Source organism: Paraglaciecola sp. (genome assembly GCF_030730205.1).
GTDB lineage: Bacteria > Pseudomonadota > Gammaproteobacteria > Enterobacterales > Alteromonadaceae > Paraglaciecola.
The window spans coordinates 1-26,254 of the sequence record NZ_JANQVQ010000001.1 but is presented as its reverse complement, the minus strand read 5'-3'; the positions used below and the strand labels follow the sequence as shown (position 1 = coordinate 26,254).

The 26,254-nt window shown below is 42.6% G+C and carries 26 protein-coding genes; 21 read left to right on the top strand and 5 right to left on the bottom strand.

Annotation, left to right across the window (positions count from 1 at the left end; all coding sequences use genetic code 11):
* Positions 1-160 precede the first annotated feature (160 nt).
* Positions 161-1,297, bottom strand: a complete 1,137-nt coding sequence (locus NWQ57_RS00130) for a flagellar assembly protein T N-terminal domain-containing protein (RefSeq protein ID WP_306019866.1) — start codon at positions 1,295-1,297, stop codon at positions 161-163.
* A gap of 212 nt (positions 1,298-1,509) precedes the next feature.
* Here NWQ57_RS00130 and NWQ57_RS00125 point away from each other — a divergent pair, with 212 nt between their 5' ends.
* On the top strand, positions 1,510-1,971 hold the full coding sequence (locus NWQ57_RS00125) for an LPP20 family lipoprotein (RefSeq protein WP_226751789.1): 462 nt from the start codon (positions 1,510-1,512) through the stop codon (positions 1,969-1,971).
* A gap of 48 nt (positions 1,972-2,019) precedes the next feature.
* Here the strand turns inward: NWQ57_RS00125 and flgN are convergent, their stop codons facing one another.
* From flgN to flgA, 3 genes are all read right to left on the bottom strand, one after another.
* The gene (gene flgN / locus NWQ57_RS00120; protein ID WP_306019865.1) at positions 2,020-2,454 is read right to left on the bottom strand and encodes a flagellar export chaperone FlgN; all 435 of its coding nucleotides are present in this window, start codon (positions 2,452-2,454) and stop codon (positions 2,020-2,022) included.
* On the bottom strand, positions 2,454-2,771 hold the full coding sequence (gene flgM, locus NWQ57_RS00115) for a flagellar biosynthesis anti-sigma factor FlgM (protein WP_306019864.1): 318 nt from the start codon (positions 2,769-2,771) through the stop codon (positions 2,454-2,456). The genes flgN and flgM overlap by 1 nt, the downstream gene beginning before the upstream one ends.
* Positions 2,772-2,849: 78 nt before the next feature.
* On the bottom strand, positions 2,850-3,575 hold the full coding sequence (gene flgA / locus NWQ57_RS00110) for a flagellar basal body P-ring formation chaperone FlgA (RefSeq protein WP_306019862.1): 726 nt from the start codon (positions 3,573-3,575) through the stop codon (positions 2,850-2,852).
* Between the two features lie 126 nt (positions 3,576-3,701).
* Here flgA and NWQ57_RS00105 point away from each other — a divergent pair, with 126 nt between their 5' ends.
* From NWQ57_RS00105 to NWQ57_RS00010, 20 genes are all read left to right on the top strand, one after another.
* Positions 3,702-4,631, top strand: a complete 930-nt coding sequence (locus NWQ57_RS00105) for a chemotaxis protein (RefSeq protein ID WP_226751793.1) — start codon at positions 3,702-3,704, stop codon at positions 4,629-4,631.
* A 16-nt stretch (positions 4,632-4,647) separates the two neighbouring features.
* Positions 4,648-5,481 (top strand): protein-glutamate O-methyltransferase CheR, encoded by an 834-nt coding sequence (locus NWQ57_RS00100; RefSeq protein WP_306019859.1) that lies wholly within the window; start codon positions 4,648-4,650, stop codon positions 5,479-5,481.
* A gap of 63 nt (positions 5,482-5,544) precedes the next feature.
* On the top strand, positions 5,545-5,946 hold the full coding sequence (gene flgB / locus NWQ57_RS00095) for a flagellar basal body rod protein FlgB (protein WP_226751795.1): 402 nt from the start codon (positions 5,545-5,547) through the stop codon (positions 5,944-5,946).
* Positions 5,947-5,948: 2 nt separating this feature from the next.
* Positions 5,949-6,368, top strand: a complete 420-nt coding sequence (gene flgC / locus NWQ57_RS00090) for a flagellar basal body rod protein FlgC (protein ID WP_226751796.1) — start codon at positions 5,949-5,951, stop codon at positions 6,366-6,368.
* Positions 6,369-6,378: 10 nt separating this feature from the next.
* Positions 6,379-7,062 carry a flagellar hook assembly protein FlgD gene (locus NWQ57_RS00085; RefSeq protein ID WP_306019856.1) on the top strand — a complete coding sequence of 228 codons (684 nt, stop codon included), beginning with the start codon at positions 6,379-6,381 and terminating at the stop codon, positions 7,060-7,062.
* Positions 7,063-7,088: 26 nt separating this feature from the next.
* Positions 7,089-8,381, top strand: a complete 1,293-nt coding sequence (gene flgE / locus NWQ57_RS00080; RefSeq protein WP_306019854.1) for a flagellar hook protein FlgE — start codon at positions 7,089-7,091, stop codon at positions 8,379-8,381.
* Between the two features lie 151 nt (positions 8,382-8,532).
* Entirely contained in the window at positions 8,533-9,279 is a 747-nt protein-coding gene (locus tag NWQ57_RS00075; RefSeq protein WP_226751799.1) for a flagellar basal body rod protein FlgF, read from the top strand.
* A gap of 85 nt (positions 9,280-9,364) precedes the next feature.
* Positions 9,365-10,153, top strand: coding sequence for a flagellar basal-body rod protein FlgG (flgG, locus tag NWQ57_RS00070; RefSeq protein ID WP_226751800.1), 789 nt, complete (start codon positions 9,365-9,367; stop codon positions 10,151-10,153).
* Positions 10,154-10,167: 14 nt separating this feature from the next.
* A complete protein-coding gene (gene flgH, locus NWQ57_RS00065; RefSeq protein WP_226751801.1) occupies positions 10,168-10,839 on the top strand; it encodes a flagellar basal body L-ring protein FlgH in 672 nt (223 codons plus the stop codon).
* A gap of 9 nt (positions 10,840-10,848) precedes the next feature.
* Positions 10,849-11,943, top strand: a complete 1,095-nt coding sequence (locus tag NWQ57_RS00060; RefSeq protein WP_371930729.1) for a flagellar basal body P-ring protein FlgI — start codon at positions 10,849-10,851, stop codon at positions 11,941-11,943.
* Entirely contained in the window at positions 11,944-13,089 is a 1,146-nt protein-coding gene (gene flgJ / locus NWQ57_RS00055; protein WP_306019853.1) for a flagellar assembly peptidoglycan hydrolase FlgJ, read from the top strand.
* Between the two features lie 33 nt (positions 13,090-13,122).
* A complete protein-coding gene (gene flgK, locus NWQ57_RS00050) occupies positions 13,123-15,186 on the top strand; it encodes a flagellar hook-associated protein FlgK (protein WP_226751803.1) in 2,064 nt (687 codons plus the stop codon).
* Between the two features lie 3 nt (positions 15,187-15,189).
* Complete coding sequence (flgL, locus tag NWQ57_RS00045; RefSeq protein ID WP_255654629.1) at positions 15,190-16,410, top strand: flagellar hook-associated protein FlgL; 1,221 nt, start codon at positions 15,190-15,192, stop codon at positions 16,408-16,410.
* Positions 16,411-16,583: 173 nt separating this feature from the next.
* Positions 16,584-17,423 carry a flagellin gene (locus NWQ57_RS00040; RefSeq protein WP_226751804.1) on the top strand — a complete coding sequence of 280 codons (840 nt, stop codon included), beginning with the start codon at positions 16,584-16,586 and terminating at the stop codon, positions 17,421-17,423.
* A 282-nt stretch (positions 17,424-17,705) separates the two neighbouring features.
* Positions 17,706-18,536: a flagellin gene (locus tag NWQ57_RS00035; RefSeq protein ID WP_306019850.1), complete on the top strand. Its 831-nt coding sequence runs from the start codon at positions 17,706-17,708 to the stop codon at positions 18,534-18,536.
* 65 nt (positions 18,537-18,601) lie between these two features.
* On the top strand, positions 18,602-18,985 hold the full coding sequence (locus NWQ57_RS00030; protein WP_306019849.1) for a flagellar protein FlaG: 384 nt from the start codon (positions 18,602-18,604) through the stop codon (positions 18,983-18,985).
* Positions 18,986-19,024: 39 nt separating this feature from the next.
* Entirely contained in the window at positions 19,025-20,485 is a 1,461-nt protein-coding gene (gene fliD, locus NWQ57_RS00025) for a flagellar filament capping protein FliD (protein WP_306019848.1), read from the top strand.
* A 9-nt stretch (positions 20,486-20,494) separates the two neighbouring features.
* Complete coding sequence (gene fliS, locus NWQ57_RS00020; RefSeq protein ID WP_306019847.1) at positions 20,495-20,932, top strand: flagellar export chaperone FliS; 438 nt, start codon at positions 20,495-20,497, stop codon at positions 20,930-20,932.
* Entirely contained in the window at positions 20,932-21,237 is a 306-nt protein-coding gene (locus tag NWQ57_RS00015) for a hypothetical protein (RefSeq protein WP_306019846.1), read from the top strand. The genes fliS and NWQ57_RS00015 overlap by 1 nt, the downstream gene beginning before the upstream one ends.
* A gap of 13 nt (positions 21,238-21,250) precedes the next feature.
* Positions 21,251-24,082, top strand: coding sequence for a 6-hydroxymethylpterin diphosphokinase MptE-like protein (locus NWQ57_RS00010; protein ID WP_306019844.1), 2,832 nt, complete (start codon positions 21,251-21,253; stop codon positions 24,080-24,082).
* Positions 24,083-24,118: 36 nt separating this feature from the next.
* Here NWQ57_RS00010 and NWQ57_RS00005 read toward each other — a convergent pair.
* Positions 24,119-26,254: motility associated factor glycosyltransferase family protein (locus NWQ57_RS00005; RefSeq protein ID WP_306019843.1), on the bottom strand; the 2,136-nt coding region annotated here is incomplete at its 5' end.

Below are 26,254 nucleotides of genomic sequence, written 5' to 3'. Positions count from 1 at the left end.
GAATCGAACCTGCAACTGCCCCTTAGGAGGGGGCCGTTATATCCATTTAACTATGAGGCAACAGGGCGCAGAGTCTAGCAGAATAAGACCTTGAAGTGAATATTACCTTGCGACCGCTTACGCTGTTGTTTCATAACTCAGAAAGCGGCCTTGATAAAGGCTATCGGCTTTGAAAGCTAACAATATCACCCGGTTGAATATGATTTAACAATTGTTGGCTCGGCGAGGCGGCCCATGCGCCTTCTGGGGTAATATCGGTAATCGTGAGTTGCACGGGGCTATCAAGTAAACGCCGCAGTTCGGCTTGCTGCGGATCGCGCTGAACTTGAATTAAATTAACCTGATCACCCACTTTTAAACCATGGCTGCTGCCTAAGCCGATCTGAATATGCTGTTGTTTTACTTGGCGGATTTGTGCAAGCAACGGCTGGCATTGGGTTTGTTCTTGAATATCTTGCGCCACGGTACGAAGCACTTGATCAATTTTTTGGCCATAGGGCATGCGCCAAAATGCCACACTGTGGCTACTGGGTGTGGTGTTATCTTGATCTGGCCAAAAACTGCTGGTGCGGTATTCTTGTTGATAACGCACTCGTCGCTCATAGGTATCAAACAACGCCACTTCTAAAGTAAAGAAGCGTTCGCGTTGGCTGCTTTGCCAAAATTTACTGGTTTTAGCGCCAAGTGATAAATCCTGAATAGTAGCGAATAAAATAAATTGTTGGCCCTCTGCAAAAAACTGATCGGCAACATTGGCGGTTAATTGAGATTGCGCTATGGGTTCGTCACTTACTTGTAATGCTAAGCCTGGGCCAAAGTCACGCAAGTGGCGCGACAGCTGTCGTGTACTGTGTTCACCTAGTTCAAACAACTGGCCATAAATGGCGTCTTGCCGCGCATCTAAATGCACTTGGGTAACCAATAATGGGTTTCGAAAATTAGCCGAACAGCTTTTGGCCATCGGCAAGATATGGGCTTTTAGCGTAATAAACACCTGTTGTTGGCTGTGCGTTTCTGACAATAATTGTACTTGTCGCAGCTCCGCGCTAGTGCTAAGTGTAACCGAGTGATGTTGCAAGATCCCTTGCACTACCTGTTGGTGGCTTTCTAATTTTGCCCCTGCAAATAAGGTGGCGCGTTGCAGTGCATCTTCAATGGCCGCTCGACGCGCGCTATCTAAATCGCCACGTTCAATACTGGCTTGCCCGGTGGCTTCATACCAGTTGGCGAAAAGCGAACTGCTTTGGCTTAAAGCGGCAAGCCCGAACAAGAGGGTGGATAGAATGCGTATTCTCATAGTCTGCCATCGTCTGAATGTATTGATTAGATGTAAACGCCTATCGGGTAGTTTGCTTAGCACCGGCGTTACAACGTATCTATTGCTACTGTACAAGCAAATAATGTGCCGAACTGGATATTTGTAATGACTGGCGTGAATTTTGCTTAAGTTTTGATATCAGAAAAGCGTTGGCTTAGGCAGCGCCCGCTGCCGTGACAGGATGGGTTATTATGATTAAGAGCTTAAGCGTAGTTGTGATCCTTACAACATTAACAGCAGCTTGTGGCCAATTGGCTGATAGACATATTGAATATCAACAAGAAACGCCACTGGCTTTCCCGGTGATCACGGCGCTGGGTGCTGCGCCAATATCAGCACAACCGGGTGCGAGTGACAGCCAGCGTATGTTAATGGCGATGCGTGCTTCCAAATTAGAAGCTTATCGAGAATTAGCTGAGCGGGTTTATGGTCAAAGAATTGACAGCAAAAACACCTTAAGTGCCATGGTCGCGCAAAACGATGTGCTAGAAGCGTCAGTGCAAGGTGTGATCCGCGGTGCGCGGGTAGTGAAAACCTATGCGGTTGAAGATACCTATATTACCGAGCTATCGCTGGATTTTGCCGAAGTATATGCAACCTTGCAGCATACCGAGCCGAAGCAAAGTATTCGCAGTGTGCGTTATTTGTGGTGATGGCTAGGCCTATTAAGCGCGGATAATTGCTTAATACGTAAGGTTGGATCAGGCTTTTACGCCACTGCCTTTACTATCTACAGCCGGTTTGCCTTTGTTGGTGTAGGTTAAGCCGGTCTTACCATTCGCCGATAAAATCTCATGCTTTAATCGACCTAGCGTTAACTGGCTGTGTTCTAAAACCTGCTGGTTAACGGCAGTTTGTTGTTTGCACTGCGCCAATAAATCATCCAAAACAGCAATACGCTCATCAAACCAAGATTGTTTGCGTTGCTCAGCCAGGTCTTCAGATTGGCTAAGTGCCTTATCGGTTTGTTCAATTTGTAGCAATAAGGTATTTTTTTGTTCGATGATGTTGTTTAAACGCGGTACATCACGTTCAGTAACCGCTTTAAGTTCATGTTCTAGCAACAACAAAAGCGCAGATAAATGCGCTTGTTGTTGGTTCAGGCAGGTGAGGGTGGCGCTTTGTGCTGTATTCATTAGCGGTCGAATAAATCGCCCTCAAATTGCATGATACGCTTAGCTAACTGCTCAACGTTAATTTTGTATTTGCCTTCAGCAATAGCCTGTTTAATCTTATCGACTTTCTCTTGATCGATACCGCTACTGTTACTGGCCTTTTCTTGCAATTTAGAAAATTGCTGAGCTTGCGGTGTAATAGAAACCGAATCTTGCTTTTGCATTGCCTGACTACCGGCATTTTGCTGCACAGTAGTTTGTTGGCGCTGCACCAGTTGATCGTTTTTATCTGTTTTAACCTGCGGAGTATTTTGCAAGTTATTAATATTAATCGCCATAATAGAACCTCTTCACCTAAACTTTAGTCCTTATGCTTAGGTTAACGGCCGCTACAAAGAAAACTTTAGGTTTATTTTCTAAAATTTCACTTGAACTTGATTAACCCCAACAACCTCTGCTTGAATACTGCGCCCAGATTGCTGGTTTCTCACGGTAACTATAGCACCTAGGGTACCGTCTTGCTGAACCACGCCAGTGGCAGTAACAGATAAACCGCTGTTATTAATTTCTATTGTAACAATATCACCCCGGCATACAAGACAAAGATCTTGAAGGTTGATAATTTGACCAACACTCAGACTGCGTTTATTTTTACTACCAATAATCTCAGCCGGTTGCTGCACAATATTACCCCGAACTAAGCGTCGCTCCCGGCGCTCAATTTCGAGCATATCGGCCGTGATAACCGTTCCTGGAGAAATATTTTGCCGCATCACCACTAAATCAAGATACTCGGTGATCTTAGCTGATATAAACAACTGCCAAGCGACAGGGCTGTCACAGCTTAATTGCACGGTGGTTTGGCGTGGATTGTAGTTTGCCGGTAAACTAAATTGCAGGGCATTAGCACATTCTTTATCACCAATCCGAGTATCCAAAGGGGTCACGCTTATCTCAGTATCTGTTGACAGTTCGCTGGCTAAGGTGTCTTTTAACCAATTTTCTGTCAGGGTCGTTAATTGTTCAGGGTTATAGCTTGCTGAGGTATTTTGCTCGGCAAAAGCCGAAGCATTAAGCGTTAAACTTAAGCACAGTAAGGTAATTAAAGCAGTAATATGACGAAAATTTTCATACTTTTTCATAGGGTTTGTCTATGCTTAACTAACAAAGGGCTATAACATACCTGAATCATGTATTGACGCCGATTTTCTGACAGTTGAACTAGTCATGCAAATATCACGCCTAAAGGCTGAAGTAAGGAAACCCAGATGTCCAGTATTCTAGATTCCGTCAACCAGCGCACCCAACTTGTGGGTCAGAATCGATTAGAGTTGCTGCTGTTTAAGCTTGCTGGACGCCAGCGTTATGGTATTAACGTGTTTAAAGTGCGTGAGGTATTGCAATGTCCGCGTTTAACCAGCATGCCCAAACGCAACAAGTTTGTGCGTGGTATTGCGCACATTCGTGGCCAAACCATATCGGTCATTGATTTAAGTTTGGCTATCGGCGGGCGAGAAATTCAAGATCTTTCCACTGCGTTCATTATTATTTCTGAGTATAACCGCTCGGTGCAGGGCTTTTTAGTCAGTTCAGTTGAGCGCATAGTTAATACCAACTGGGAAACCATCATGCCTCCGCCAAAAGGCACTGGTGGTAAGCAAAGCTATTTAACGGCTGTTACCGAACTGGATAAAGAATTAATTGAGATCTTGGATGTTGAAAAAATTCTCGAAGAGATTTCACCCTCACCGACAATGATCCACGATGAAACGGTGTCGAAAAGCATTGCAACTGATTTAGGCGATCGAGTTATTTTAATTGCTGATGATTCTACTGTGGCCCGTAATCAGGTGAAACGGGCGCTAGAACCTTTGGGTGTAAAAATGCACTTGGTCAAAAATGGCCGCGAAGCGCTGACCTATCTACAACAATTAAGTGAACAATGCCAACATTCGATCACAGAAAAAGTGGGTTTACTGATCTCTGATATCGAAATGCCGGATATGGATGGCTATACCCTAACAGCGGCGGTGAAAGCTGATGTGAAACTGCGACAGTTACATGTGATTTTACATACCTCGTTAAGTGGCGTGTTTAATCAGCAAATGGTACAAAAAGTGGGGGCTGAGGATTTTATTGCAAAGTTTAATCCCGACGAGTTAGCACAAGCAGTGCAAAAATGGCTCCACGTTGAATAATTGGTAAGGGTTATGCGTGCAGAATAAGCAGTTACAAGAATCGGAATATCGGCAATTTCGGGATTTTCTCGAGCAACAGTGCGGTATCGTGCTGGGTGACAATAAGCAATATTTGGTTAAAAGCCGTTTAACCCCCTTAATGCAACGTTTTAGCCATGGCAGTTTATCTGAACTGGTTGCCAAAACCATGAGTCCGTTTGAACGGCAGTTACGCTCAGCCGTGATTGACGCTATGACCACCAATGAAACCTTATGGTTTCGTGACAACTACCCATACGAGCTACTAAAGAATCAATTATTGCCGGAGCTGGAAAAAACTTGCCGCAGCGTCAAAATTTGGTCAGCGGCTAGCTCATCGGGTCAAGAGCCATATTCTATTTCAATGACCGCGCTAGAGTTTCAGCAAAGTCGGCCAAATGCCTTTCCTGGTGGGGTGAATATTTTAGGTACTGATATATCCAATACAATGCTGGAGCATTGCGCCAGAGCCGAGTACGACGGCTTAGCTTTAGCGCGTGGTTTATCACCTGAGCGACGCACGCGGTTTTTTGAAGATACCTCTAATGGCATGATGCGCGTTAAAGATAACGTGCGTAAAAAAGTGACTTTTCGGCATCTTAACCTGCTAGACAGTTATACTCTGCTAGGGAAATTCGACATCATATTCTGTCGCAACGTATTGATTTACTTTTCTCCTGAAGTGAAAGCGAAAATAATCAAACAGTTTGCTCAGTCATTAAATAGTAAAGGTTACTTAATCCTCGGGGCCTCAGAGTCATTGTCAACCATGAATGAAGACTTTGACATGCTGCGTTGTAATCCGGGCATTATTTACCGCAAGAAATCTTAACTCTGCATCTTGGCCTGCTTTTTGCTTCCTCAAACTAAGGTTACAACATGAGGTGGCAAAAAAATGGCAATCAGTTTAGACAAAGCCTTTGGCATGCACGAACAAGCGTTGCTGGTTCGAGATCGTCGTGCGCAAGTGCTGTCAGAAAACGTCGCTAACGCTGACACTCCTGGCTATAAAGCTAAAGACATCGATTTTCAGCAAGCGCTGGTGAACGCCCAATCTCGGCAAAGCCGTTCCATGCAGCGGACGCATGATGGGCATTTCCCCATTTCTACTGCAACCCGGCACGAAGTGAAGTTTCGTAATCCAGAACAAACTGATACCGGTGATGGTAACAGCGTGGACATGAACCGCGAACGTAATGCCATGATGCAAAATGCCATCGAATACCAGACCAGCCTACAATTTTTGAATAGTCGGATCAGTGGCTTGAAAAAAGCCCTTACAGGCACAGGACAGTAATTATGAGCTTATTTAAAGTGTTTGATATTGCTGGCTCTGGCATGACCGCCCAGTCAGTAAGAATGAATACCACAGCCAGTAACATTGCCAATGCGAACAGCGTAAGCAGTAGTATCGATCAGGTTTACCGTGGTCGTCACCCGGTGTTTGCCACCGAGTTTGCGCAAGCGCAGCGGCAACAAGATGCCGGCTCTGGCGTTAAAGTGCTGGGAATTGTCGAGTCTGACGCACCACCGAATGTGGAATATGCGCCCAATCATCCGTTGGCGGATGAAAATGGCTATGTTTACAAGCCTAATGTCAACATTATGGAAGAAATGGCGAATATGATTTCAGCGTCTCGAGCCTATGAAACCAATGTACAAACCGCAGATGCCGCAAAACAAATGTTAATGCGCACCTTACGGTTAGGTCAGGGTTAAGGAGTAACGCATGACAACCATTAATACAAATTCTGCGCTAGAAGGGATGTACTGGGATACTGAGAAAAAAGTTGCCGATAAAAACAATGGCGCTTTAACGCAGTCAGATTTTTTTGCTTTGTTAACTCAGCAGTTAGCTTATCAAGACCCGACCAAGCCGGTAGAAAATGATCAAATGATCGCACAGATGACTAACTTTACCATGGCCGATGGTATCACCAAGCTTAATGATAATTTCAGTAGCTTGGCGCAAAGCATGTCGTCCAATCAAGCCTTGCAAGCCTCATCACTAGTAGGGCGTAGCGTGCTGACACAATCTGAACAATTGGTTTTCACCGGTGAGTCGCTCTCGCGTGGCCAAATAAACCTTGAACAACCAGCTGATAACATGAAAGTGATTATCACTAAACCCAACGGTGAGTTAGTTTCTACATTTAATGTTGATCAACCGCAATTGGGTAAAAATGAGTTTGCTTGGGATGGTACGAACCAAGCGGGTGAAACCGTTGCCGCTGGGCTTTATAACATCAGTGTTGAAGTTAGCGCCAGAGGCAAAACGGAAAATGCCCCAGTACAAGTGTATACCCCTGTATCCAGTGTCAGTATGGGCAACAACGGTAACGGCATTACACTGAATTTATTAGGCATCGGGGCAGTGAAATTGGCCGATGTGTTAGAAGTTTCTTATGGTTAATACGACCGCTTAAGGTGAGGTAACATATGAGTTTTAATATTGCATTAAGCGGTATCGCCGCTGCACAAAAAGATTTAGATACCACAGCAAATAACATCGCTAACGTTAATACTACAGGTTTTAAAGAGTCTCGAGCTGAATTTGCCGATGTTTATGCATCTTCGGTATTTCAAGCCGGTAGAACTAAAGTGGGTGATGGGGTCAGAACATCATCAGTTGCACAGCAGTTTCAACAAGGGTCGTTATTGTTCACTAATAACTCATTAGATTTAGCGGTGACGGGAGACGGTTTTTTTGTGACTGCCTCTGAAGTGGGCTCTCGAGATTATGCTTACACCCGGTCCGGTGCGTTTAAGCTCGATGCAAATAACTTTTTAGTGAACAACAATGGTGCCTTTTTGCAAGGTTACCCTGTGGATTCCGATTCAGGTACAACTAGCTCTGTCAGTTTAAGTACAACTGGGCCAATTCAGATCCCCACTACTGCAGGTGCGCCCAGTGCCACACGTGATGTGTTTGTTAGTATGAACTTAGACGCACGTTCATTGCCACCAACCATTACAACGTTTGAGCCAACTGACCGAGCCAGTTATAACAGCACCACCTCAACAACGATTTATGATAGCTTAGGTCAGGCACATATACTCAGTGTGTATTTTGTAAGAACAGCACCTTTGGCGAATAATACCTGGGATGTGTATACCACATTCAATGGAACTCTTGTTCCCTCGGCTACCTCACAATTAGTTTTTAAGTCAGATGGAACACCAGGTGAAAATCCAGGTGACTTTGAAGATATTACCATTTCGCCTCTTGATTTAAATGGCTTGTTAAATAATGGTGCTAATTTTGGAACCGTGGGTGATTTTGGTATCCGTTTTCGCGATGAAGCAGGTACCCGAACGCCAACTCAATATGCATCAGCTTTTGAAGTGGGCTCACTAAGTCAGAATGGTACTACAGTCGGTCGTTTAACTGGGCTGGATATTGATGTTGGCGGCAGAATTATGGCATCTTATTCTAATGGCGATCAACAATTTTTATCGCAAGTATCGATGGTGCGTTTTGCCAATCCGCAAGGCTTAAGCCAAGCGGGAGCAACGTCTTGGAAAGCCAGTTTAGCGTCTGGCGAGCCGTTAGCTGGTGAACCTAACACCGGTACCTTTGGTAGTATTCAAAGCTCCGCGTTAGAGCAGTCAAACGTAAACCTTACAACGGAGCTAGTTGATCTAATCAGCGCGCAGCGTAACTTCCAGGCCAATTCTAGAGCGTTGGAAGTTAACAGCACGCTTCAACAGACCATCTTACAGATCCGGTAAACGCTTTGTCATTCAAATCAAGCCACCTACGGGTGGCTTTTTTTTAATCAAAAAATCCTGTTTTATCAAGCTGGCACTCTTATTGCTTAAATATAATAAGTTGATTAAAAGTTTCGTTAAGTAAAAACAGCAAGTCCCTGCGAGGTTTACTATGGATCGTCTGTTATATATCGCCATGAGCGGTGCCAAAGAGAACATGAATGGCATCAGCGTACGAGCAAATAACTTGGCAAATGCCGGCACAGTGGGTTTTAAAGCCGATTTTGAACAAGCCCGTGCCATGCAGGCCTTCGGTGAGGGGTTGCCTACCCGAGTGTTTTCGTTAACAGAGAGCCCAGGTCAAAACTTTGACAGTGGCGCGATGATTATTACTGAACGTGAATTAGACGTTGCTATTCAAGGTAACGGTTGGTTTGCTGTGCAAGATAAAGAGGGTAAAGAAGCCTACACCCGAGCGGGTAATTTACAGATTAGTGCCAGTGGCATGCTAATGACCGCCAGCGGTTTACCGGTGATGGGGGATGCGGGGCCGCTGCAACTCCCTGTGCCGTTAGCGAAGATGGAAATCGGCGCTGACGGCACCGTGATTGCGAGAGCGCAAGGCGCCCCGGCGAATGCGCTAGAAGAAGTAGGGCGAATTAAGCTAGTACAACCGGAATATGCCGATATTGTGAAAGGTAACGATGGCTTGTTTCGACGTAAAGATGGTCAGGATGCCGAGGCTAGTGCGAATGTCAATTTGCTTAGCGGTGCCTATGAGGGCAGTAATGTCAATGCGGTTGGCGAAATGACCACGATGATCAGCTTACAGCGCCAGTTTGAATTACAAGTGAAAATGATGAAGCAAGCTGAGCAAATGGATCAACAGCAAAATCAATTGCTGCGAATTGTAGGTTAAGGCTTTTTTCTTTTTACCGTTTTACTTCAGCCAGCAGCAGCTTGCTTGGCACTTAGTTAATAGGGCGTAAGCCCAGGAGGTACAAATGCATCCAGCATTGTGGATCAGCAAAACAGGGTTAGACGCGAAACAGCGTGATATCTCGGTTATTTCTAATAACTTGGCGAACGCCAGTACTGTAGGCTTTAAGAAAAGCCGCGCCGTATTTGAAGATTTGCTGTATCAAAACATTAATCAGCCAGGCGGGCGTTCTTCACAAAATTCTGAATTACCTAACGGTTTAATGATAGGTGCCGGTACCAAGGTAGTTGCGACGCAAAAAAGCTTTACTCAAGGCAATATGATCACTACAGAGAACAGTTTGGATCTGATGATCCAAGGCCATGGTTTTTTTGAAGTGTTAATGCCTGATGGCACTATTTCTTATAGTCGTAATGGCCAATTCACGGTTGATGGTGACGGTAATGTTGTGACCTCTGGTGCCGGGTATCAGGTGCAGCCCAATATTGTGGTGCCGCCAGATGCCACTAATATCATGGTGTCTCAAGATGGCGAGATCTCCGCTCGTTTAGCCGGGCAGGTTGAGAATGCGGTATTAGGTCAGTTAACCGTCACTAACTTTATTAATCCGGCCGGTTTAGAGCCGATTGGCCAAAACTTATTCAGCCAAACGCCAGCCAGCGGCGATCCGGTGCAAGGCATTCCAGGATTAGAAGGACTGGGGATTATTGTGCAGGGAGCGCTAGAAACCTCTAATGTCAATGTCACAGAAGAGTTGGTTAGCTTAATTGAAAGTCAACGCGTGTATGAAATGAACTCTAAAGTCATTTCTACCGTGGATCAGATGCTTGGTTTTGTTATTCAACAGTTATAAGGCAGGTACAGCTCATGCGTAATGTCCTATTGATACTGATGGTCAGCAGTTTAACCGCCTGTTCTTCTATGCAAGAAGCGCAGCCAAACGATCCGTATTTTGCTCCCTTGCCGCCAGAGTCGGCGCCGCGGCCAGTGGTAAAAAACGGTTCGTTGTTTATGCAAAGCCATTCTAATAGCTTGTATTCCGATAACAAAGCACGGCATGAAGGTGACATTATTACGGTTGTGCTTCGTGAGAAAACCCAAGCGTCGAAAAAAGCCAAAACAGAAACGGCTAAAGACAGCAACATTGCTTTTGACCCGATTAATTTTGCCGGAAGCAATGTGTCGGTTGGCGGTAATGTGTTGCAGTTTGGCGCGGGCAGTAGCCAAGACTTTAAAGGCGACGCCAAAGCCGATCAGAGCAATAGCTTAGTCGGCGATATCTCGGTCAATGTGTTGCAGGTCATGTCGAACGGTAACTTAGTGATCCGCGGTGAAAAATGGCTGACATTAAATACCGGTAAAGAATATATCCGTTTAACTGGTGTTATTCGGCCACAAGATGTCGATGTGAATAACACGGTAGAGTCGACCAAGATTGCCAATGCACGTATCGAATACAGCGGCACGGGTGCACATCATGGCGGGCAATCACCAGGCTGGTTAACCCAGTTTTTTAATGGTCCATTCTGGCCATTCTAGGAGCAGTATATGCGGTTTCTGATCATGCTCGGCTTATTATCTACGCTAGTTTGCAGCAATCTTGTTCAGGCTGCGCGCATTAAAGATGTCACCGATATTGAAGGGGTGCGTAGTAACCAATTGGTTGGTTATGGGTTGGTGGTCGGCTTACCCGGTACTGGCGAGCAAAGCCCTTTTACCGAACAAAGCTTCCGCACCATGCTGGCTAATTTTGGGATTAACCTACCAGCGGGTTCGCGCACACAAATAAAAAATGTGGCAGCAGTGGCCATTCATGCCGAGTTACCGGCGTTTGCCAAGCCCGGGCAAACTATTGATATTACGGTATCATCCGTAGGTAGCGCGAAAAGTTTGCGTGGCGGTACTTTATTACAAACCTTTTTAACCGGCTTAGATGGCAATGTTTACGCAGTAGCGCAGGGCAGTTTAATTGTCAGTGGCTTAGGTGCTGAAGGTTTAGATGGTTCGCGTATTTTAGTGAACACACCCACCGTGGGCCGCATTCCAAACGGTGCTGTAGTAGAGCGTGAAGTAGAGTCTCCTTTTGCTAAAGGCGATTTTATTACGTTTAACTTAAAGCGCCCAGACTTTACTACTGCAAAAAGATTGGCTGAAGTGATTAATGGTTTTATGGGCCCAGAAACTGCCTTTTCATTAGATGCCTCTTCGGTACAGGTTAGAGCGCCGCGAGATATTAGCCAGCGCGTAAGTTACTTGTCGGTATTAGAAAACTTGACCTTTCAACCTGCAGATCAATCTGCCAAAATTATTATCAATTCTCGCACTGGCACCATCGTCATTGGTAAAGATGTGCGTTTGTTTCCTGCTGCTGTCACTCATGGCGGTCTAACGGTTACCATCGCTGAAAACCCACAGGTGGTTCAACCTAATGCGTTAGCCGGTGGTGAAACGGCCGTGGTACAAAACAGCATTATTGATGTGAACCCAGAAAACTCCAGAATGTTTAAATTTGACCCTGGTGTCACACTTGATGATTTGGTGCGCACAGTGAATGCAGTTGGCGCGGCGCCAGGTGATTTAATGGCCATTTTAGAAGCATTAAAAGAGGCTGGCGCCATTCATGGTGAGTTGGTGGTGATCTAAATGGATACGGGTAAACTGCAACATTCTTATCATGATTTAAGCAGCCTGCAGCAAATTCGCAGTGCGGCTAAAGATGATAGCAAAGGTGCGCTGCGCCAAGCGGCTGAGCAGTTTGAAGGGATCTTTTTTAATATGCTGCTAAAAAGTATGCGCCAAGCGAATAAGGCGTTTGAAGCAGAAGGCTTAATGAATAGCCAAACTACAGAGTTTTATCGTGATATGCATGATAACCAGATGGCATCTGATTTAGCGCAAAAAGGTGCCTTGGGTTTAGCCGATTTGTTAGTACAGCAGTTAGACCCACAAGCCGTCAGCCAGCATAAACACTCAGCTTCCGCGTTGCGTTTACCTGGTGATACGCGTGCTGATGAGTTAAATATGCCACAAGTGCAACTGTTTAAAGATGCGCCAGAGCTGGGGTTATTAAAAGCGCAATCTATGCAGCAGTTAGCGCAAATGGAAATGGCTCAGCCGGGGCGGCGCGAATTATCACAACTGAGCCCATTATTAGACAAACTGCAACAACAGCGTGCACAAAAGCAAGAACAAGCTCAAGCCGCGGCAATTGCTGGTAGTAGCAATACCAGCAATGTTGAGCCACAAGCCGTAATAGGCGCGTCAGCGCTTCGCAATGATTCACCGGTGGAGTTTATTCGTAGCTTACTGCCTGCCGCACGCAAAGCTGCCGGTGCTTTAGGGTTAGATCCGTTAGCGCTAATTGCCCAAGCCGCACTTGAAACTGGTTGGGGTAAACGCGTTATTAAAACTGCCAGTGGTGACAATAGTTATAATTTATTTGGTATTAAAGCCAGTCGTAATTGGCAAGGTGAGACCGCCGTTGTTGATACGCTGGAATACCGACAAGGTGTGGCACGAAAAGAGCAAGCCAAGTTCCGGGCGTATGATTCTGCCGAACATAGCTTACAAGATTATGCGGGTTTTATTGCTAATAGCCTGCGCTATCAGCAAGCGGTGGCTGCAGCGCCTGAACCCGCAGCCTACTTTAGTGAATTACAAGCAGCAGGGTATGCCACCGATCCTAATTATGCCCAAAAAATTATGGCGGTATTTAAAAGTACAGCCTTTGAGCAAGTCAGAGCAGAATTAAATAACGCTCAAGATTTTCAAACAACAGCCGAAGAATAGCCTATACCCGTGATCGGGTGCGTGGAGCGATGAATGAGCTTACTTAACATTGGTAGAACAGCGGTATTATCCAGCAACACCTTGCTAAATACCACCGGTAACAATATTGCCAATATCAATACGCCTGGCTATGTGCGGCAACGCACGGAATTTGTGTCGCAGCAATTTGGCTTAGGTGTTGGTCAAGGCACGACTGAAAGGTTAGTCAGTGAGTTTAGTCAGAAGCAACTACGACGGGACACGACCAGTGCCGCTTATAGCTCACAGTATTTATCGGAAGCGAGTCGAGTTGATGCGTTGTTTTCTAATGCCGCCAACAGTATATCAACGGGCATGAATAATTTGTTTCAACAAATTCAAACAGCTAACAATGACCCCACCCAGTTATCAAATCGACAGTTAGTGTTGGGTACCAGTCAATCGCTTATTGATCAGTTTAGCAATATGTCCACGCTTCTTTCAGATCAAGAACAATTCTTAAATCAGCAACTAGATGTGTATGTAAAAGACGTAAATGACTTTGTGAGTCAGATTGCGGCTTATAATGTTGAAATTGTCAATTATGGTTCTAGTGCCGGTAGACCGGTTCCTCTAGATTTACTTGATAAGCGTGACGCGGCTATTTTAAAGTTAGCCGAATTTGTCGATATTCAAACAGTGGATGCTAAATCAGGTGAAAAACTGGTGTTTATGGGTACGGGGCAGTCGCTCGTGGTTGAACGTGGTCAGTTTAATTTACTTTCCATGCGAGGTGACCCCGATCCTAATGATCGTGAAATCTTGCTCACCTTACGTGAAAATGCTGATGCAAAAGTGGCACTGAGTGCCCAAGGCATTGGCGGTAAAATGGGCGCATTGACGGATTATCGGTTGCAGGTTTTAAACCCAACGCAACAACAACTTGGCCAATTAGGGTTAACACTGGCCGACAGTATGAACCAACAGAATAAATTAGGCCTTACTCTTAACGGAACCATTGGCCAGAATTTATTTACTTTACCAAGCTCAAAAGGTTTAGCGTTTAAAAGCAATAGCGCTAACAGTAGTGTTATTGTAGAAATTGAACCCGGCAAAGCCAACCAACTGCCCCCGAATAATTTCCTTGTTAAGATAGTTGACGCTACTACCGCCACTGTAACGGCGTTAGATGAGATGGGACAGCCTTATCTAGACAGCAATGGCCAACCTGATCTAACGAAAGTGAAAACTTTAACCAGTGCTACGGGTTTTCCCTCAGTAACCCCCTTTACCGCAGATGATGCTAATGGTGATTTATTTGGTTTAAAGTTAACTATTAGTGGTGTTGCAGGTGATGAATTTATCTTAAAACCATTAAGTTCTGCGGCGCGTGAACTCCAAATGGCAACATCAAGGGCAGAAGATGTAGCACTTTCTGGACCAATACGTGGCGAGTACCTTATCAGTAACTTAGGAAATGGTCGAGTTGAAGGCGTGACGGTTTTCAATACCAATCCAGCAGACTCTGCTTTTTTGAGCAATGGCCTTCGGGATGGGCCTTATACTGTAACGTATCAAGGGTTTAATAGTGTTGCTGGTGAGCATATATTTGAGATTGCAGATAATACAGGCGTTATTGGTGAAAGCCGGTTTACTACAAATAATTTCAACAATATGTTTGAGAACAGTACTTCAGTACCAAATCTAAAAGAGCAACTAGGGTTTGACTTTAGTCTTACGGGCATTCCCAAACCCGGTGATATCTTTACTTTAGATTTTAATACCAACGGCTACAATGATAACCGTAATGGTTTAGCCATGTCAGCTTTACAAAATGAATCTTTGGTGCGGCGCAGCCCTGATCAACAGAGTAGTGCGGTGAATTTGTACAGTTTTAACCAAAGTTATGGGATCATGGTGGGCAACATTGGTGAACGTACACGCCAAGCACGCACTGCCGATGAAGCCAATACTGCTATTTTAGAGCAAACAACCCTTTGGTATGAGTCATTATCCGGTGTAAATTTAGATGAAGAAGCAGCCGATTTAATTCGTTTTCAGCAAAGCTATGCGGCAGCGGCTAAAATTATAGCCACTTCGCAAGAAATTTTTGACACTTTGTTACAGTCAGTGAGGTAAGTCATGCGTTTAACTTTTAATATGCAGTTTACACAAAGCTTGAATGGCATTCTTAACGCACAGCAACGTATGTCAAAAGCAGAAACGCAGTTGAGCAAACAAACACGTATTCTGTCTCCCGCCGACGATCCAGCAGGCGCGGCTAAGGTGTTAAGCCTGGATCAAAGTAAAGCGCAGATTGAACAATTTCAAACCAACAGTATTTTGTTGAAAAACAACTTAGCACTGCAAGAAACGGTGCTTACCAGCATGAGAGAATCTTACGATCGTGTTTCTACGCTGGCGCAAGCCAGTGGTAATGGAACCTACACAATTGAACAACGTAAAGCCATCGCGTTTGAATTAAAAAATATTCAAACCGAGTTATTTGATTTAATGAACACGCGTAGTTCAGAGGGCAGTTTTATTTTTGCTGGCTATCAAGATAAGACGGCTGCTTATGAATTCACGTCTGATGGTAAATATCAATTCAAGGGAGATGATGGTACGCGTAATTTGCAAGTTTCACAGTCAATCACCTTGCCAAGTAATGATAGTGGTAAAGCTATATTTGATAGCGTATTTGAACGTTTTAAACCACAAGTCACTAGTGCCCCAACTGGAGCATCTATAGATGTTGTAGATCAAACTGCGTTTGATAGTTTTTATTTAAGTAATTTTGATAATCTTACCGCAGCAAACAATCAGTATCAGCTGGATATTGATGCCACGGGTAACTATCAATTTTTACGTAATGGCAGCCCATTAAGCCCGGCTGTTACTGGTGCATATACCCCAGGTTCAGCTATTGTATTTAATGGTGCGAAATTTACATTTGATACGGCAACAACCCTACCAGCCCAAGTAGATTTTGAACTTTCTAGTCCTCAACAAACTAATATTCTAAATACACTACAAAAGTATATAGAGATTTTAAGTAATCCAATAGCAACGGATGCAGAACTCAATACTGGACTCGCTGACATTCTGCAGCAAACCACGGTTACCGCGAATAACGTTGATAGTGTTTTAGCTAATCTAGGTGGCCGATTAAATGTGGTCGACAGTGTGTTTAATACCAACGAGGATTTATTAATTAATAACCAGCAGTATAAGGCAGATATCTCTGAAGTGGATCTTGCCGCAGCGCTTACTGAAATTAAACGCCAAGAAGTGGCGTTACAAGCGGCATCACAGACTTTTTCTAAAGTTAATGCCACAACGTTATTTGATTATATTCGCTAAAAACCAGAGCAGGCAGCAATGCCTGCTCTAAAGTCATTGATTAATATTGATTTAAAATCCTCAAAAAAATTCTAAAGTTTCCTCGCACTGCGCCGATACATATTTAACACGGCAAGAAACAGGCAATACGCAGTTCAAATTGCCTTAAACAGTTAAAAAGCGAGGAATACATCATGGCTTTATTCGTAAACACCAATACTTCATCACTGAACGCACAGCGTCAGATGCAATCTTCAGGCAACGCTTTAGATACTGCATTTAAACGTTTATCTTCAGGTTTCCGGATTAACAGCGCAGCGGATGATGCGGCTGGCTTACAGATTTCTAACCGTTTAACTAGTCAGATTAATGGCTTGGATCAAGCATCACGAAATGCTAATGATGGTATCTCATTAGCCCAGGTTGCTGAAGGCGCAATGGATGAAATTACAAATTCACTGCAACGCATTAGAACTTTAGCGATTCAATCGCAAAACGGTATCAATGCAACAGCTGACCGCGGTGCTTTACAAAAAGAAATTTCAGCACTGAAAGTTGAAATTAGTCGGATTGCTGCCACAACTCGGTTCGGTGATCAATTACTACTCGATGGTACAGGAAATAAAGCATTCAACTTTTTAGTTGGCGCTAAAGGAACCACAAACGAATATATTTCTGTAAGTTTGTCTAGAACGAGTGGTTGGGGTTCAGTTGGTTTAGGTGTTAATACCGCCACGGTTGCTACATCAGCTAATGCGGGATCGGCAATTGCTGCAGTAGATTTAGCAATAGCGGCTGTGGATGGAAAACGCGCTGACTTAGGTGCTGTGCAAAACCGGTTTCAAGCAACAATTCGTAACTTAACGAATGTTTCTGAAAACGTGTCAGGTGCTCGTGCTCGGATCCGTGATACGGATTTCGCGAAAGAAACGGCAGAATTAACTCGGGCACAGATTTTACAGCAAACTAGCCAAACGGTTTTAGCTCAGGCCAATCAGCGGCCACAGGGCGCTCTAAGTTTACTACAAGGTTAATAGCGTAACGCGCTGAAGCATCGAGATTATTGCAGTAATCTTGCTTCTTGCCGGAAAGCTTCAGTGGAGTGACTCGCTTATTATAAAGCCGCCATATGGCGGCTTTATCCTTCCTAAACGCCGCAGTATTATTCTTATAAATAATTTAAAAAAAACCTAAAGTAAATTTAAAGCCCGCCGATACAAAGTTAAGCCAAGTTGCAGCTTGGCTCAGCTAAACGGATTATCCGTACTTTAAACTACAGTCAAAGGCGATATATGCCGATGACTAAGGAGTGACTCATGGCTTTATTTGTCAATACTAACACCTCATCGCTGAATGCTCAGCGTCAGTTGATGAACTCAGGCGGCGCCTTGGATACCGCGTTTAAGCGTTTATCTTCTGGTTTCCGGATTAACAGTGCTTCTGATGATGCGGCTGGTTTGCAGATTTCTAACCGATTGACCAGCCAGATTAATGGTTTGGATCAAGGTGCTCGAAATGCCAACGATGGTATCTCTTTAGCGCAAGTTGCTGAAGGTGCGATGGAAGAGATTACTACTTCATTGCAACGGATGCGTACACTGGCTGTTCAATCTCAAAATGGTATTAATGCCACTGCCGATAGAGCTGCACTGCAAAAAGAAGTGTCAGCACTAAAAGTAGAAATCAGCCGTATTGCCAGTACTACACGTTTTGGTGACCGTATTTTGTTAAGCGGCGGCGGTTCGTTTAACTTTTTAGTTGGTGCTAAAGGCACTACTAATGAATACATTTCGGTAAGTTTAAACCGGACAGGTGGTTGGGGTGCGGCAGGGTTATCGATTGCTGCGACCACGGTTGCAAACTCTGCTAACGCGGGTAGTGCAATCATTGCCATTGATAAAGCGATAGCTGCAGTAGATGGCAAACGAGCAGACTTAGGTGCGGTTCAAAACCGTTTCCAAGCAACAATTCGTAACTTAACTAACGTTTCTGAAAACGTGTCAGGTGCGCGTGCACGGATCCGTGATACCGATTTCGCCAAAGAAACAGCGGAATTGACTCGGGCTCAGATTCTGCAGCAAACAAGCCAAACCGTGCTTGCTCAGGCGAATCAGCGTCCACAAGCCGCGTTGTCGTTATTAGGATAATAACGTCTTAAGTGCTCAGATGAAGGCAAGCGCCTTCATCTAGCCTTATCAGTTGAGGTGATATTATGAATACAGTCACAAATGCTGCAGTATCCATTACTAACAAAACCGATTTTAGTAGTAAAGCTGCTAATGCCGAGCAGCTTAGGCCTTTGGCTAAGCAAGAAACTGCTGTAGAAGCTAAAGTTAATGCAGTTCTCCCAAGTGCTGCAGAGGTTGAAAATGCACTTAGTATTGTGAACAAAGCAGCAATATTTGAACAGCGTTCATTGAGTTTTATGGTGGATGAAGCTTCAGGTAGATCTATAATCAAGGTTATGGACAGAAGTAATGACCAGCTAATCAGACAAATTCCTTCTGAGGAGTTGATAAAGGTTGCTCAGGACATAAAAAAACTTCAGGAAGAAATGGGACAGTCATTGGGTGTATTGGTTGATAAGCAGGTATAGTATCATCAGAGTGAAAACGTTAAAGCATAGGGGGCGTTTATGTCATCAATAAACTTTTTGGGTGCAGCTTCAGGTTTACCGCTTGACGAATTAGTGTCAAGTTTCGTAAACGCCGAGCGCCAAACCAAGTTTTCACGAATTGAAAAAACAACTTCTACGCTTAACGCTTCACTTTCTGGTGTTGGTCAGCTCAAATCCGCTTTATCGGGTTTCTTGGATGCGGCAAAAAAACTTACAAGTGACAGTTTAAAAGCCAGAACAGTTAGTATTACTCAGCCAGAAGCGGACAAAACGTTTATTGAGGCAACGGCAAAAAACACCGCTGCTGCTTCAAGCTTCGAAATTAAAGTGAATCAGTTAGCCAAAGGGAGTCGTTTGGAAACGACTGACGGTTCTTTTGCCGATGCCAGTGCGGTTATATCTAATACGGCGGGTAATCTTACTTTAACGGCAGACGGCAAATCTTTTACTGTAGAAGTGACAGCTGGAATGACTTTAAACGAACTTCGTTTAAAAATTAATGATTCAGCGGAGAATTTTGGTGTTAACGCTAATATTTTGAATGTTGGCGGTACTACCGGCGCAAAACTCGTATTAAATTCTAATATTACAGGAACAAATAATGACCTGGTTATTAGTAATGACAACGCTGAGCTTGATGCCTTATCTACTATACCCAGTGGTGCTGTGGCGGGGCTGAATTTAACCTCTGCCGCTAGAGATGCACAAATCGAGGTAGATGGTACCGTTTTTAATAGTAGCAGCAATGTATTTACAGATGTTGTGCAGGATATTTCCTTAACAGTCAAAAATGTTACGCCAACCGGCAATAATGCAAAGCTTGATATTGCTACTGATAAAACGGCAGCTGAAACAAATATTAATAGCTTTATTAGCAGTTTCAATGCACTTGTTGCTCAAGTCAGTGATTTGACACGTAATCGTATTTTAGGTGCCGATGGCTCTATTACGCTTGAAAGCGGTGCCCTTGCGGGAGACTCCTTACCCAGAAACGTATTAAACCAGCTGCGTGGTATTTTAGGTTCGACTGTTCCTGATAGTTCTCAGGGTTTAAATAGCTTATATGCCTTGGGTATTACTCTTAATAAAGATGGTAATTTAGAAATTTCGACCAGTACTGAATTTAATACCGAGACGGGGAAAAATCGGTTTGATAATGCGCTAGACCAAAAATATGATGAAATAGCAAAGCTATTTGGCGGTGAAGCAGGTTTAGTGAGTCAACTTGACTCCTTGTTAAGTGAATACACCAAAACGGGTGGTATTTTATCTAATCGTCAGGATACTTTGCAGTCACAATTAAAAGAAAATACTAAAGCTTCTGAAGCCGCCAGCCGATACATAGCTAGTTATGAAGATTCACTTAGGAAACGTTACGCTGCACTAGACTCTCTTTTAGGTCAAATGCAACGCCAGCAGGCGAGTGTGACTGCTGCATTGTCTAGCCTTCCTAAGTTTTCATCGAATAGTTCGAGCTAAGGAGTCACTATGAGTTATGGTATTAAAGCTTACAGGTCAGTTGGTGTAAAAGATGATTTAGCTGTGGCTGATCCGCATCGTGTAATTCAATTATTGATGCAAGGTGCTTTAGAAAATATGGCAAAAGCCAAAGGGGCTATTGAGCGAAAGGATTTTGCAGGTAAAGCACAAACGCTTGCCAAGGCAATTGCGATTATTAGTTCTCTTCAAGGTTCACTTGATATGGATGCGGGTGGAGAGTTATCAGATAATTTGTTTTCATTGTATGATTTCATGCTAAATCATTTAACGATTGCTAGTAGAGACCTTGATATTGAGAAAATTGACGATGTCATTTCTTTAATGGTGACGATTAAATCAGCTTGGGATCAAATTTCAGTGGCTGACCGCGAAAAGGGCTATAGTTTGCAAGCACAGCGAGACCAACAAATGGTTGTAGGGATCTGATGTTAAGTCAGCTGCCGCCGGTCAATATTGATCTCATTGTCTCAGAGATAGAAGCATTATTGTCTGCTGAACATTTTGACCCGCAAGAAATCTGTTGTTTGCTTTCAAATTTAGACCGCACTATTGCAGACTTAGCTGTTGCAGCTAAGTCTGACCCTCTGGCGGTAGAGCAGTTACAGACGTTAAATCATTGGTTTGATAAAACAAGACAACATATTCTGTCAGAACACACCAAAGTTGTTACAAATTTGAAAGAACTTCACACAGGTCGAAAAGCCAGCCATAATTACCGCCAGAATACCTAACTGAGTTTTTTGCATGTTAAATTTGATGAGCGATTTTCTTGATGAAGATGCCGATCTTCAATTTATTAATGATCAACAAGCAGCAATTAAACTTAATCGTGAACTGCAAAAAAACTTACTGTTTTTTAAACACTTCAATAATGACATTCATAGTAAAATTAATGCATATTCTGCTCAACGATATTGTGTTTTTTCAACTAAAAATCAGCAGCTTAATATTGTTGAAATTGCCAGCGGTCGTGTTTTATATAGTCAAAATCCAGAAGCAGAGATTAAGGATGAGGTGGCCAGTTTTTGTCAAACGGCTCCAATTGTTAGTTTAACCTCTTCGTTGCAGCCCCAGTCTCATTCAGCTGTGTCTGAAAATGCAGTTATCTTAAGTTTTGGTATTGGTTTGGGTTTGCATCTTTTACCATTAATTAAGCAAGTAAGACCCAGTGTTTTAGTCATTTATGAAGCCGACATGGACTTGTTTATCACTTCATTGCATACCACTGATTGGGCAATGATTTATGAGACTGCCGCAGCTTTAAATACGCAGATTTCACTTCAACTAGGTAACAGCGGTGCGACGATAACCGCTGATTTACAAGAGTTGCAGCAGTTACTTCCTAATCTCGATAAATGCTACTTATATCGACATTTAGCGCATCCCGTTTCAGATGAAATATTTAATTATTTGATTGCTTTTAGTGGTCAACCAGAGAAATTGTTACGTCAAAGACCACAATTCCTTGGTTATGTTGATGATCACGTTTATATCTCGGAGCGTTTCTCGGGAATTCTGGCTAATCAACAATATAAAGATGCTCCTAAAACTGCTCTATTCGAAAAGAATTTAGTCGCCTTAAAGCAATATTATCCGATTTTATATCATGTGTTTGTTGATTATATACCCAAAGATTGGCGGGTAGTTGACATACAGGGGCAGTTTAATCTCTGGTGTGATACTCGAAAAGGGTTATTTTATGACGATGTGACTGAGCAATCAGCACATATGGTTGAACGTTTTTTGCATAGTCCATTAGACAACCAAGTCATTCTTAATCAAGGCGGCTTGGAAAAAATGAGTAACTACGTTCATTTCAAAGCGGTTAAAAAGTTACAGCCCGTATTTAAAAATTTAAAACCTCGTGTATTTGATGAGAATACGGATGTTGATAATTTAATCGTTTTGGGTGTTGGGTTAGGGCTGCATATTGATATATTGCTATCTAAACGTGAAGTCAAAAATCTGTTTGTATTTGAACCGAATCTTGATTTTTTCTATGCAAGTTTATTCGTGACAGATTGGGCTACACTTTTTACAAAAATTGCAGAGTCTAAACAGCGGATTTATTTTAATATTGGTGGCTCTGGTGAAGAATATTTCCAAGATATCATGGGCCAATACTATCAAACCGGCGCTTACGGTATTGCCAAGAGTCAAATTTTTCCAGCGTTTCTTACTCCAGGTATGCGAAATGCTTTGGAGAAACTCTACTCCCAATTGAAAATTATAGTGGCGATGGGGGAGACCTTTGATCATGTGCGCTTTAGTTTGGCTCATACTTTTCATAGTATGAAAAGTGGTCATTATTTTTTAAAGCAGCAACGACAAAAATTAGGTATGGAAAACTTACAAGATATCCCCATATTTATTGTAGGAAACGGGCCAAGCCTTGATGAAAGTTATACTTACATAAAGGAACATCGTGAAAACATTATTGTTGTAAGCTGTGGTACTGCTTTACGTTCATTATATCGATTAGGAATTACCCCTGATTTTCATGCTGAAATTGAACAGAATAGAGCCACTTTTAATTGGATCAGCCAAGTAGATGATCCTCAGTGGCTTAAGAAAATTGCGCTGTTGTCAGTTAATGGGATTCATCCAGACACAGCGGGTTTATTTAAGGCTGTGTATTTGGCGTATAAAGACGGTGAGTCTTCTACCAATTTTTTCAGATCATATTTAGAGCAGCAAGGTATACATATTAGCGCTTTAAGTCATGCTTACCCTACAGTGTCGAACTTTTCCGTAGATTTTTTTACCAGCTTGGGTTTTAAACATCTCTATCTTTTTGGCATCGATTTAGGGTATTTGAGCGTTGAGCAACATCACTCTAAACACTCAGCTTATTATCATAATGATGGTGCTGGCGTGATGGATGCAGATAAAATTTTTAATGCAGGTATACAAATTAAAGGTAATTTTAGAGATTGTGTGCAAACAAAAGCTGAATTTGATTTTTCTCGCAGCATTTTAGAAATGACGATTGCTAACTTAAATAAAAATACGGCTATTTATAATTGCAGTGATGGTGCTTATATCCAAGGAGCAATGCCATTAAGACCCCAAAATATATTAGTGTCGATAGAACAGTCAGCATCTTTAAAGAACTTCGAAGAACTATTTACATCGTGTTTTTACTCGGCTGAATTACAATCTCACACTGCAGTATTTGCTGATTTGATGCAGCATAGCGGTTTGTCAGGCGTGGTTGATGAAATGCTTATGTTTTTGGTTGATGTAGACAATTACCAGGACGCGAAAAAGCTGATTGATACTCAATGGCAAACTTTTATTGAGGCTTATTATTCTGATAACAAACTGGGTTTTTATTTACTTTGTGGTAGTGTTATTTATATGTTGAGTGTTATGACTCGCATCTTGCCAGTTAGCAATGAACCGCTTGAACAGCTCGAAGAACTTAAAGTGTTTAATAACGTGTTAGAAATCTGGCGAGAGTACTTACTGCAAGCCAATCTTGACTTTACTAACGCGCCATTCAAACACTGTGCAGTGGATGTAAGTTTCTTGTTTAATAAAGAGTCATCTATTTCTGAAAATACAAAGGGTTGAGTTTTATCGAAATGCATAATTTTTAGGTTAATAACCCTACAAACTCAAGCGAAATAAACAATGTTGCAGATAAGTGCGCCAAAACTGGCAAAGAGCTAAGTTAGTTTGTGTTTCAGCTTGGCATCGATAAAACCTGCTACTGACCATTTCAAAATAACGTAGCGAACCATCAAAGAGTGTATAACTGTGATCTAATTTACTCGCTATTGTTGAATTGAGAATTTGGCGTTGCAGTGAGGCAATATATATAGGCGCCGCATTTATATTTTCATCTAAACAACTCAGAAGCTGTTTCACACAATATTGTCCCTTTTCCTTAAATTGTTGAGTCAGTTCTTCAAATTTAATCGTAAGATTAGCCTCTACGAATAATGTCAAAAAATCTTGTTTGAAAGCATTTGTGGTTGACAATGTGCAAGTAATGTTAGGTATGCGAAGTGGGATGCTTGAAGTGATTGCTGCTCCGTCATTACAATTAAACACCTGCTGAGCAGGTGATAATGCAATACGTTCTCCCATTAATTTTCTCGCCATATCAAAGCTGGAAATAGTTAAACATTCTCCTCCAAAATTTGCGTTAATAACGTAAGCAGAACCATGTGTTTGTTCATAATCATATAGTTGAGAACCGTCTTGCTGAAAATAAACAGAATCTCGTGCATGATGAGAATTTTGATTTTTAAAACCGAAATCGACGCCTATTAAATAGAGTTTTTGAACGCCTATACTTAAAAACAAATCAACAGCAAAGTTGGTTACGGTATAGTAAGAATAGTTTAATTGCAGCAAGCTAAAATGAGTGAAATTCGATGTAAACTCCTGATGTACATCTGTGTTTTCAACCGATACTAAGAGATTTTTTTGAAAAACCGCCAGTATTGCTGGGTGTATATCAGCTGGACCGATTAAGGTCAGATGTTTAAGATACGAAGCGGGTAGTTTATTTAGATAAAATAGCGTGTCAGCACCACGCTCTAATTCCATGTGATAATCGGGTGTAAGGCCATTACGATGTAGGGTTATTAATGCCGTACCACAGCTAATCAAAATAAGATTTTTTCGATGCTTTACCACATAATCAATATGTAGGTCTAAACTGGGACCATTACCGACGATGAATATAGGGGCTTGTTCTGAAACTTGTTTATTTGTTAGGTAAGTGGCGTTGGATATATTTTGGTAATAATGGTTTAAACTGGCAAACTGTTTTTCAAAATAATGGCTTTTACCATTACAAGACTGCACTATTTCTAATAACAGGTGATAAGCAGAGAATAGCGTTTTTTCATAATATGGTTGATCGATAAAGATATCTGTTAGCTGGAGTTGTCCACTTTGATACTGAGCTGTAATGCGTTGCTCAACCTCTGCAGTCTGCTGGCAAAAATACAAGTCTCCTTTAAATTGGTACCAGGCTACAGTAAAAAGTGACGCGTAAAGAAAGTCTGTATCTGGCTCTAGAACCAAAAGATACTCTGAATTTTCTAGTGCTTTGCCACAGGCTTCATAGTCAGCACTACCCAGTAAAATCCGCTCAGTAACAAAGTGAGCATTCTGCTCAGACGCAGTTTGTATGGTCAATTGTAATTGTTTAACGTTTTTAAATAACGTTGCAAACGCAGTGTTAAGTAATTTTTCCGGTAAGCTAAAGTCAAACACAACCGGATCTTGTGTTAATGAGGACTGTTTTATTGTGCCTCGATGCGCTTTGTTTGCACTGACTGAGAAGACTTTTCCACATTTATCTTGCATTGCATAATGCTGCTGCCATATTACAAGTTGCCAGTTTTGCCATTGATATGAGTGCAATTTTTGATAAAGCGAAGATTGATTTTTGGCAAGCCATGCAAGGTTTTTTCTAAAACATTCTTGTTCATTATGGCTTAATGATAGTGAAATGGTCCTAGGGTTAACCTGGGAGATGGCACTGGCTAAAAACTGTGGTGTTAGCGCACAATTCTTAGAATTGTCACTGTGTTCTTGCTGATATAACTCTGAAGCTAAATGTGGGTAATGCAAATGTTCAAAATAATACACAGGTCCTGCATCAGAGTATGCTTGTTTCAGCTCATCTAAATCAGCTTTAACGCTTTTTGCTGATGTTCCCAGTTGCACAAAAAGTTGAATACCCTGTGCTTGGCAAAATGTTAATAATTCAAACCAGGGAGCACT

Coding starts and splice junctions, on each gene's coding strand:
- NWQ57_RS00010 (WP_306019844.1), top strand. CDS start 21,251: ATGTTAAATTTGATGAGCGATTTTCTTGATGAAGATGCCGATCTTCAA.
- flgC (WP_226751796.1), top strand. CDS start 5,949: ATGAGCTTATTTAAAGTGTTTGATATTGCTGGCTCTGGCATGACCGCC.
- flgJ (WP_306019853.1), top strand. CDS start 11,944: ATGGATACGGGTAAACTGCAACATTCTTATCATGATTTAAGCAGCCTG.
- flgB (WP_226751795.1), top strand. CDS start 5,545: ATGGCAATCAGTTTAGACAAAGCCTTTGGCATGCACGAACAAGCGTTG.
- NWQ57_RS00105 (WP_226751793.1), top strand. CDS start 3,702: ATGTCCAGTATTCTAGATTCCGTCAACCAGCGCACCCAACTTGTGGGT.
- flgH (WP_226751801.1), top strand. CDS start 10,168: ATGCGTAATGTCCTATTGATACTGATGGTCAGCAGTTTAACCGCCTGT.
- NWQ57_RS00015 (WP_306019846.1), top strand. CDS start 20,932: ATGTTAAGTCAGCTGCCGCCGGTCAATATTGATCTCATTGTCTCAGAG.
- NWQ57_RS00085 (WP_306019856.1), top strand. CDS start 6,379: ATGACAACCATTAATACAAATTCTGCGCTAGAAGGGATGTACTGGGAT.
- flgG (WP_226751800.1), top strand. CDS start 9,365: ATGCATCCAGCATTGTGGATCAGCAAAACAGGGTTAGACGCGAAACAG.
- flgA (WP_306019862.1), bottom strand. CDS start 3,575: ATGAAAAAGTATGAAAATTTTCGTCATATTACTGCTTTAATTACCTTA.
- NWQ57_RS00125 (WP_226751789.1), top strand. CDS start 1,510: ATGATTAAGAGCTTAAGCGTAGTTGTGATCCTTACAACATTAACAGCA.
- flgE (WP_306019854.1), top strand. CDS start 7,089: ATGAGTTTTAATATTGCATTAAGCGGTATCGCCGCTGCACAAAAAGAT.
- NWQ57_RS00075 (WP_226751799.1), top strand. CDS start 8,533: ATGGATCGTCTGTTATATATCGCCATGAGCGGTGCCAAAGAGAACATG.
- flgN (WP_306019865.1), bottom strand. CDS start 2,454: ATGAATACAGCACAAAGCGCCACCCTCACCTGCCTGAACCAACAACAA.
- flgL (WP_255654629.1), top strand. CDS start 15,190: ATGCGTTTAACTTTTAATATGCAGTTTACACAAAGCTTGAATGGCATT.
- NWQ57_RS00040 (WP_226751804.1), top strand. CDS start 16,584: ATGGCTTTATTCGTAAACACCAATACTTCATCACTGAACGCACAGCGT.
- NWQ57_RS00035 (WP_306019850.1), top strand. CDS start 17,706: ATGGCTTTATTTGTCAATACTAACACCTCATCGCTGAATGCTCAGCGT.
- NWQ57_RS00130 (WP_306019866.1), bottom strand. CDS start 1,297: ATGAGAATACGCATTCTATCCACCCTCTTGTTCGGGCTTGCCGCTTTA.
- fliS (WP_306019847.1), top strand. CDS start 20,495: ATGAGTTATGGTATTAAAGCTTACAGGTCAGTTGGTGTAAAAGATGAT.
- flgK (WP_226751803.1), top strand. CDS start 13,123: ATGAGCTTACTTAACATTGGTAGAACAGCGGTATTATCCAGCAACACC.
- flgM (WP_306019864.1), bottom strand. CDS start 2,771: ATGGCGATTAATATTAATAACTTGCAAAATACTCCGCAGGTTAAAACA.
- fliD (WP_306019848.1), top strand. CDS start 19,025: ATGTCATCAATAAACTTTTTGGGTGCAGCTTCAGGTTTACCGCTTGAC.
- NWQ57_RS00060 (WP_371930729.1), top strand. CDS start 10,849: ATGCGGTTTCTGATCATGCTCGGCTTATTATCTACGCTAGTTTGCAGC.
- NWQ57_RS00030 (WP_306019849.1), top strand. CDS start 18,602: ATGAATACAGTCACAAATGCTGCAGTATCCATTACTAACAAAACCGAT.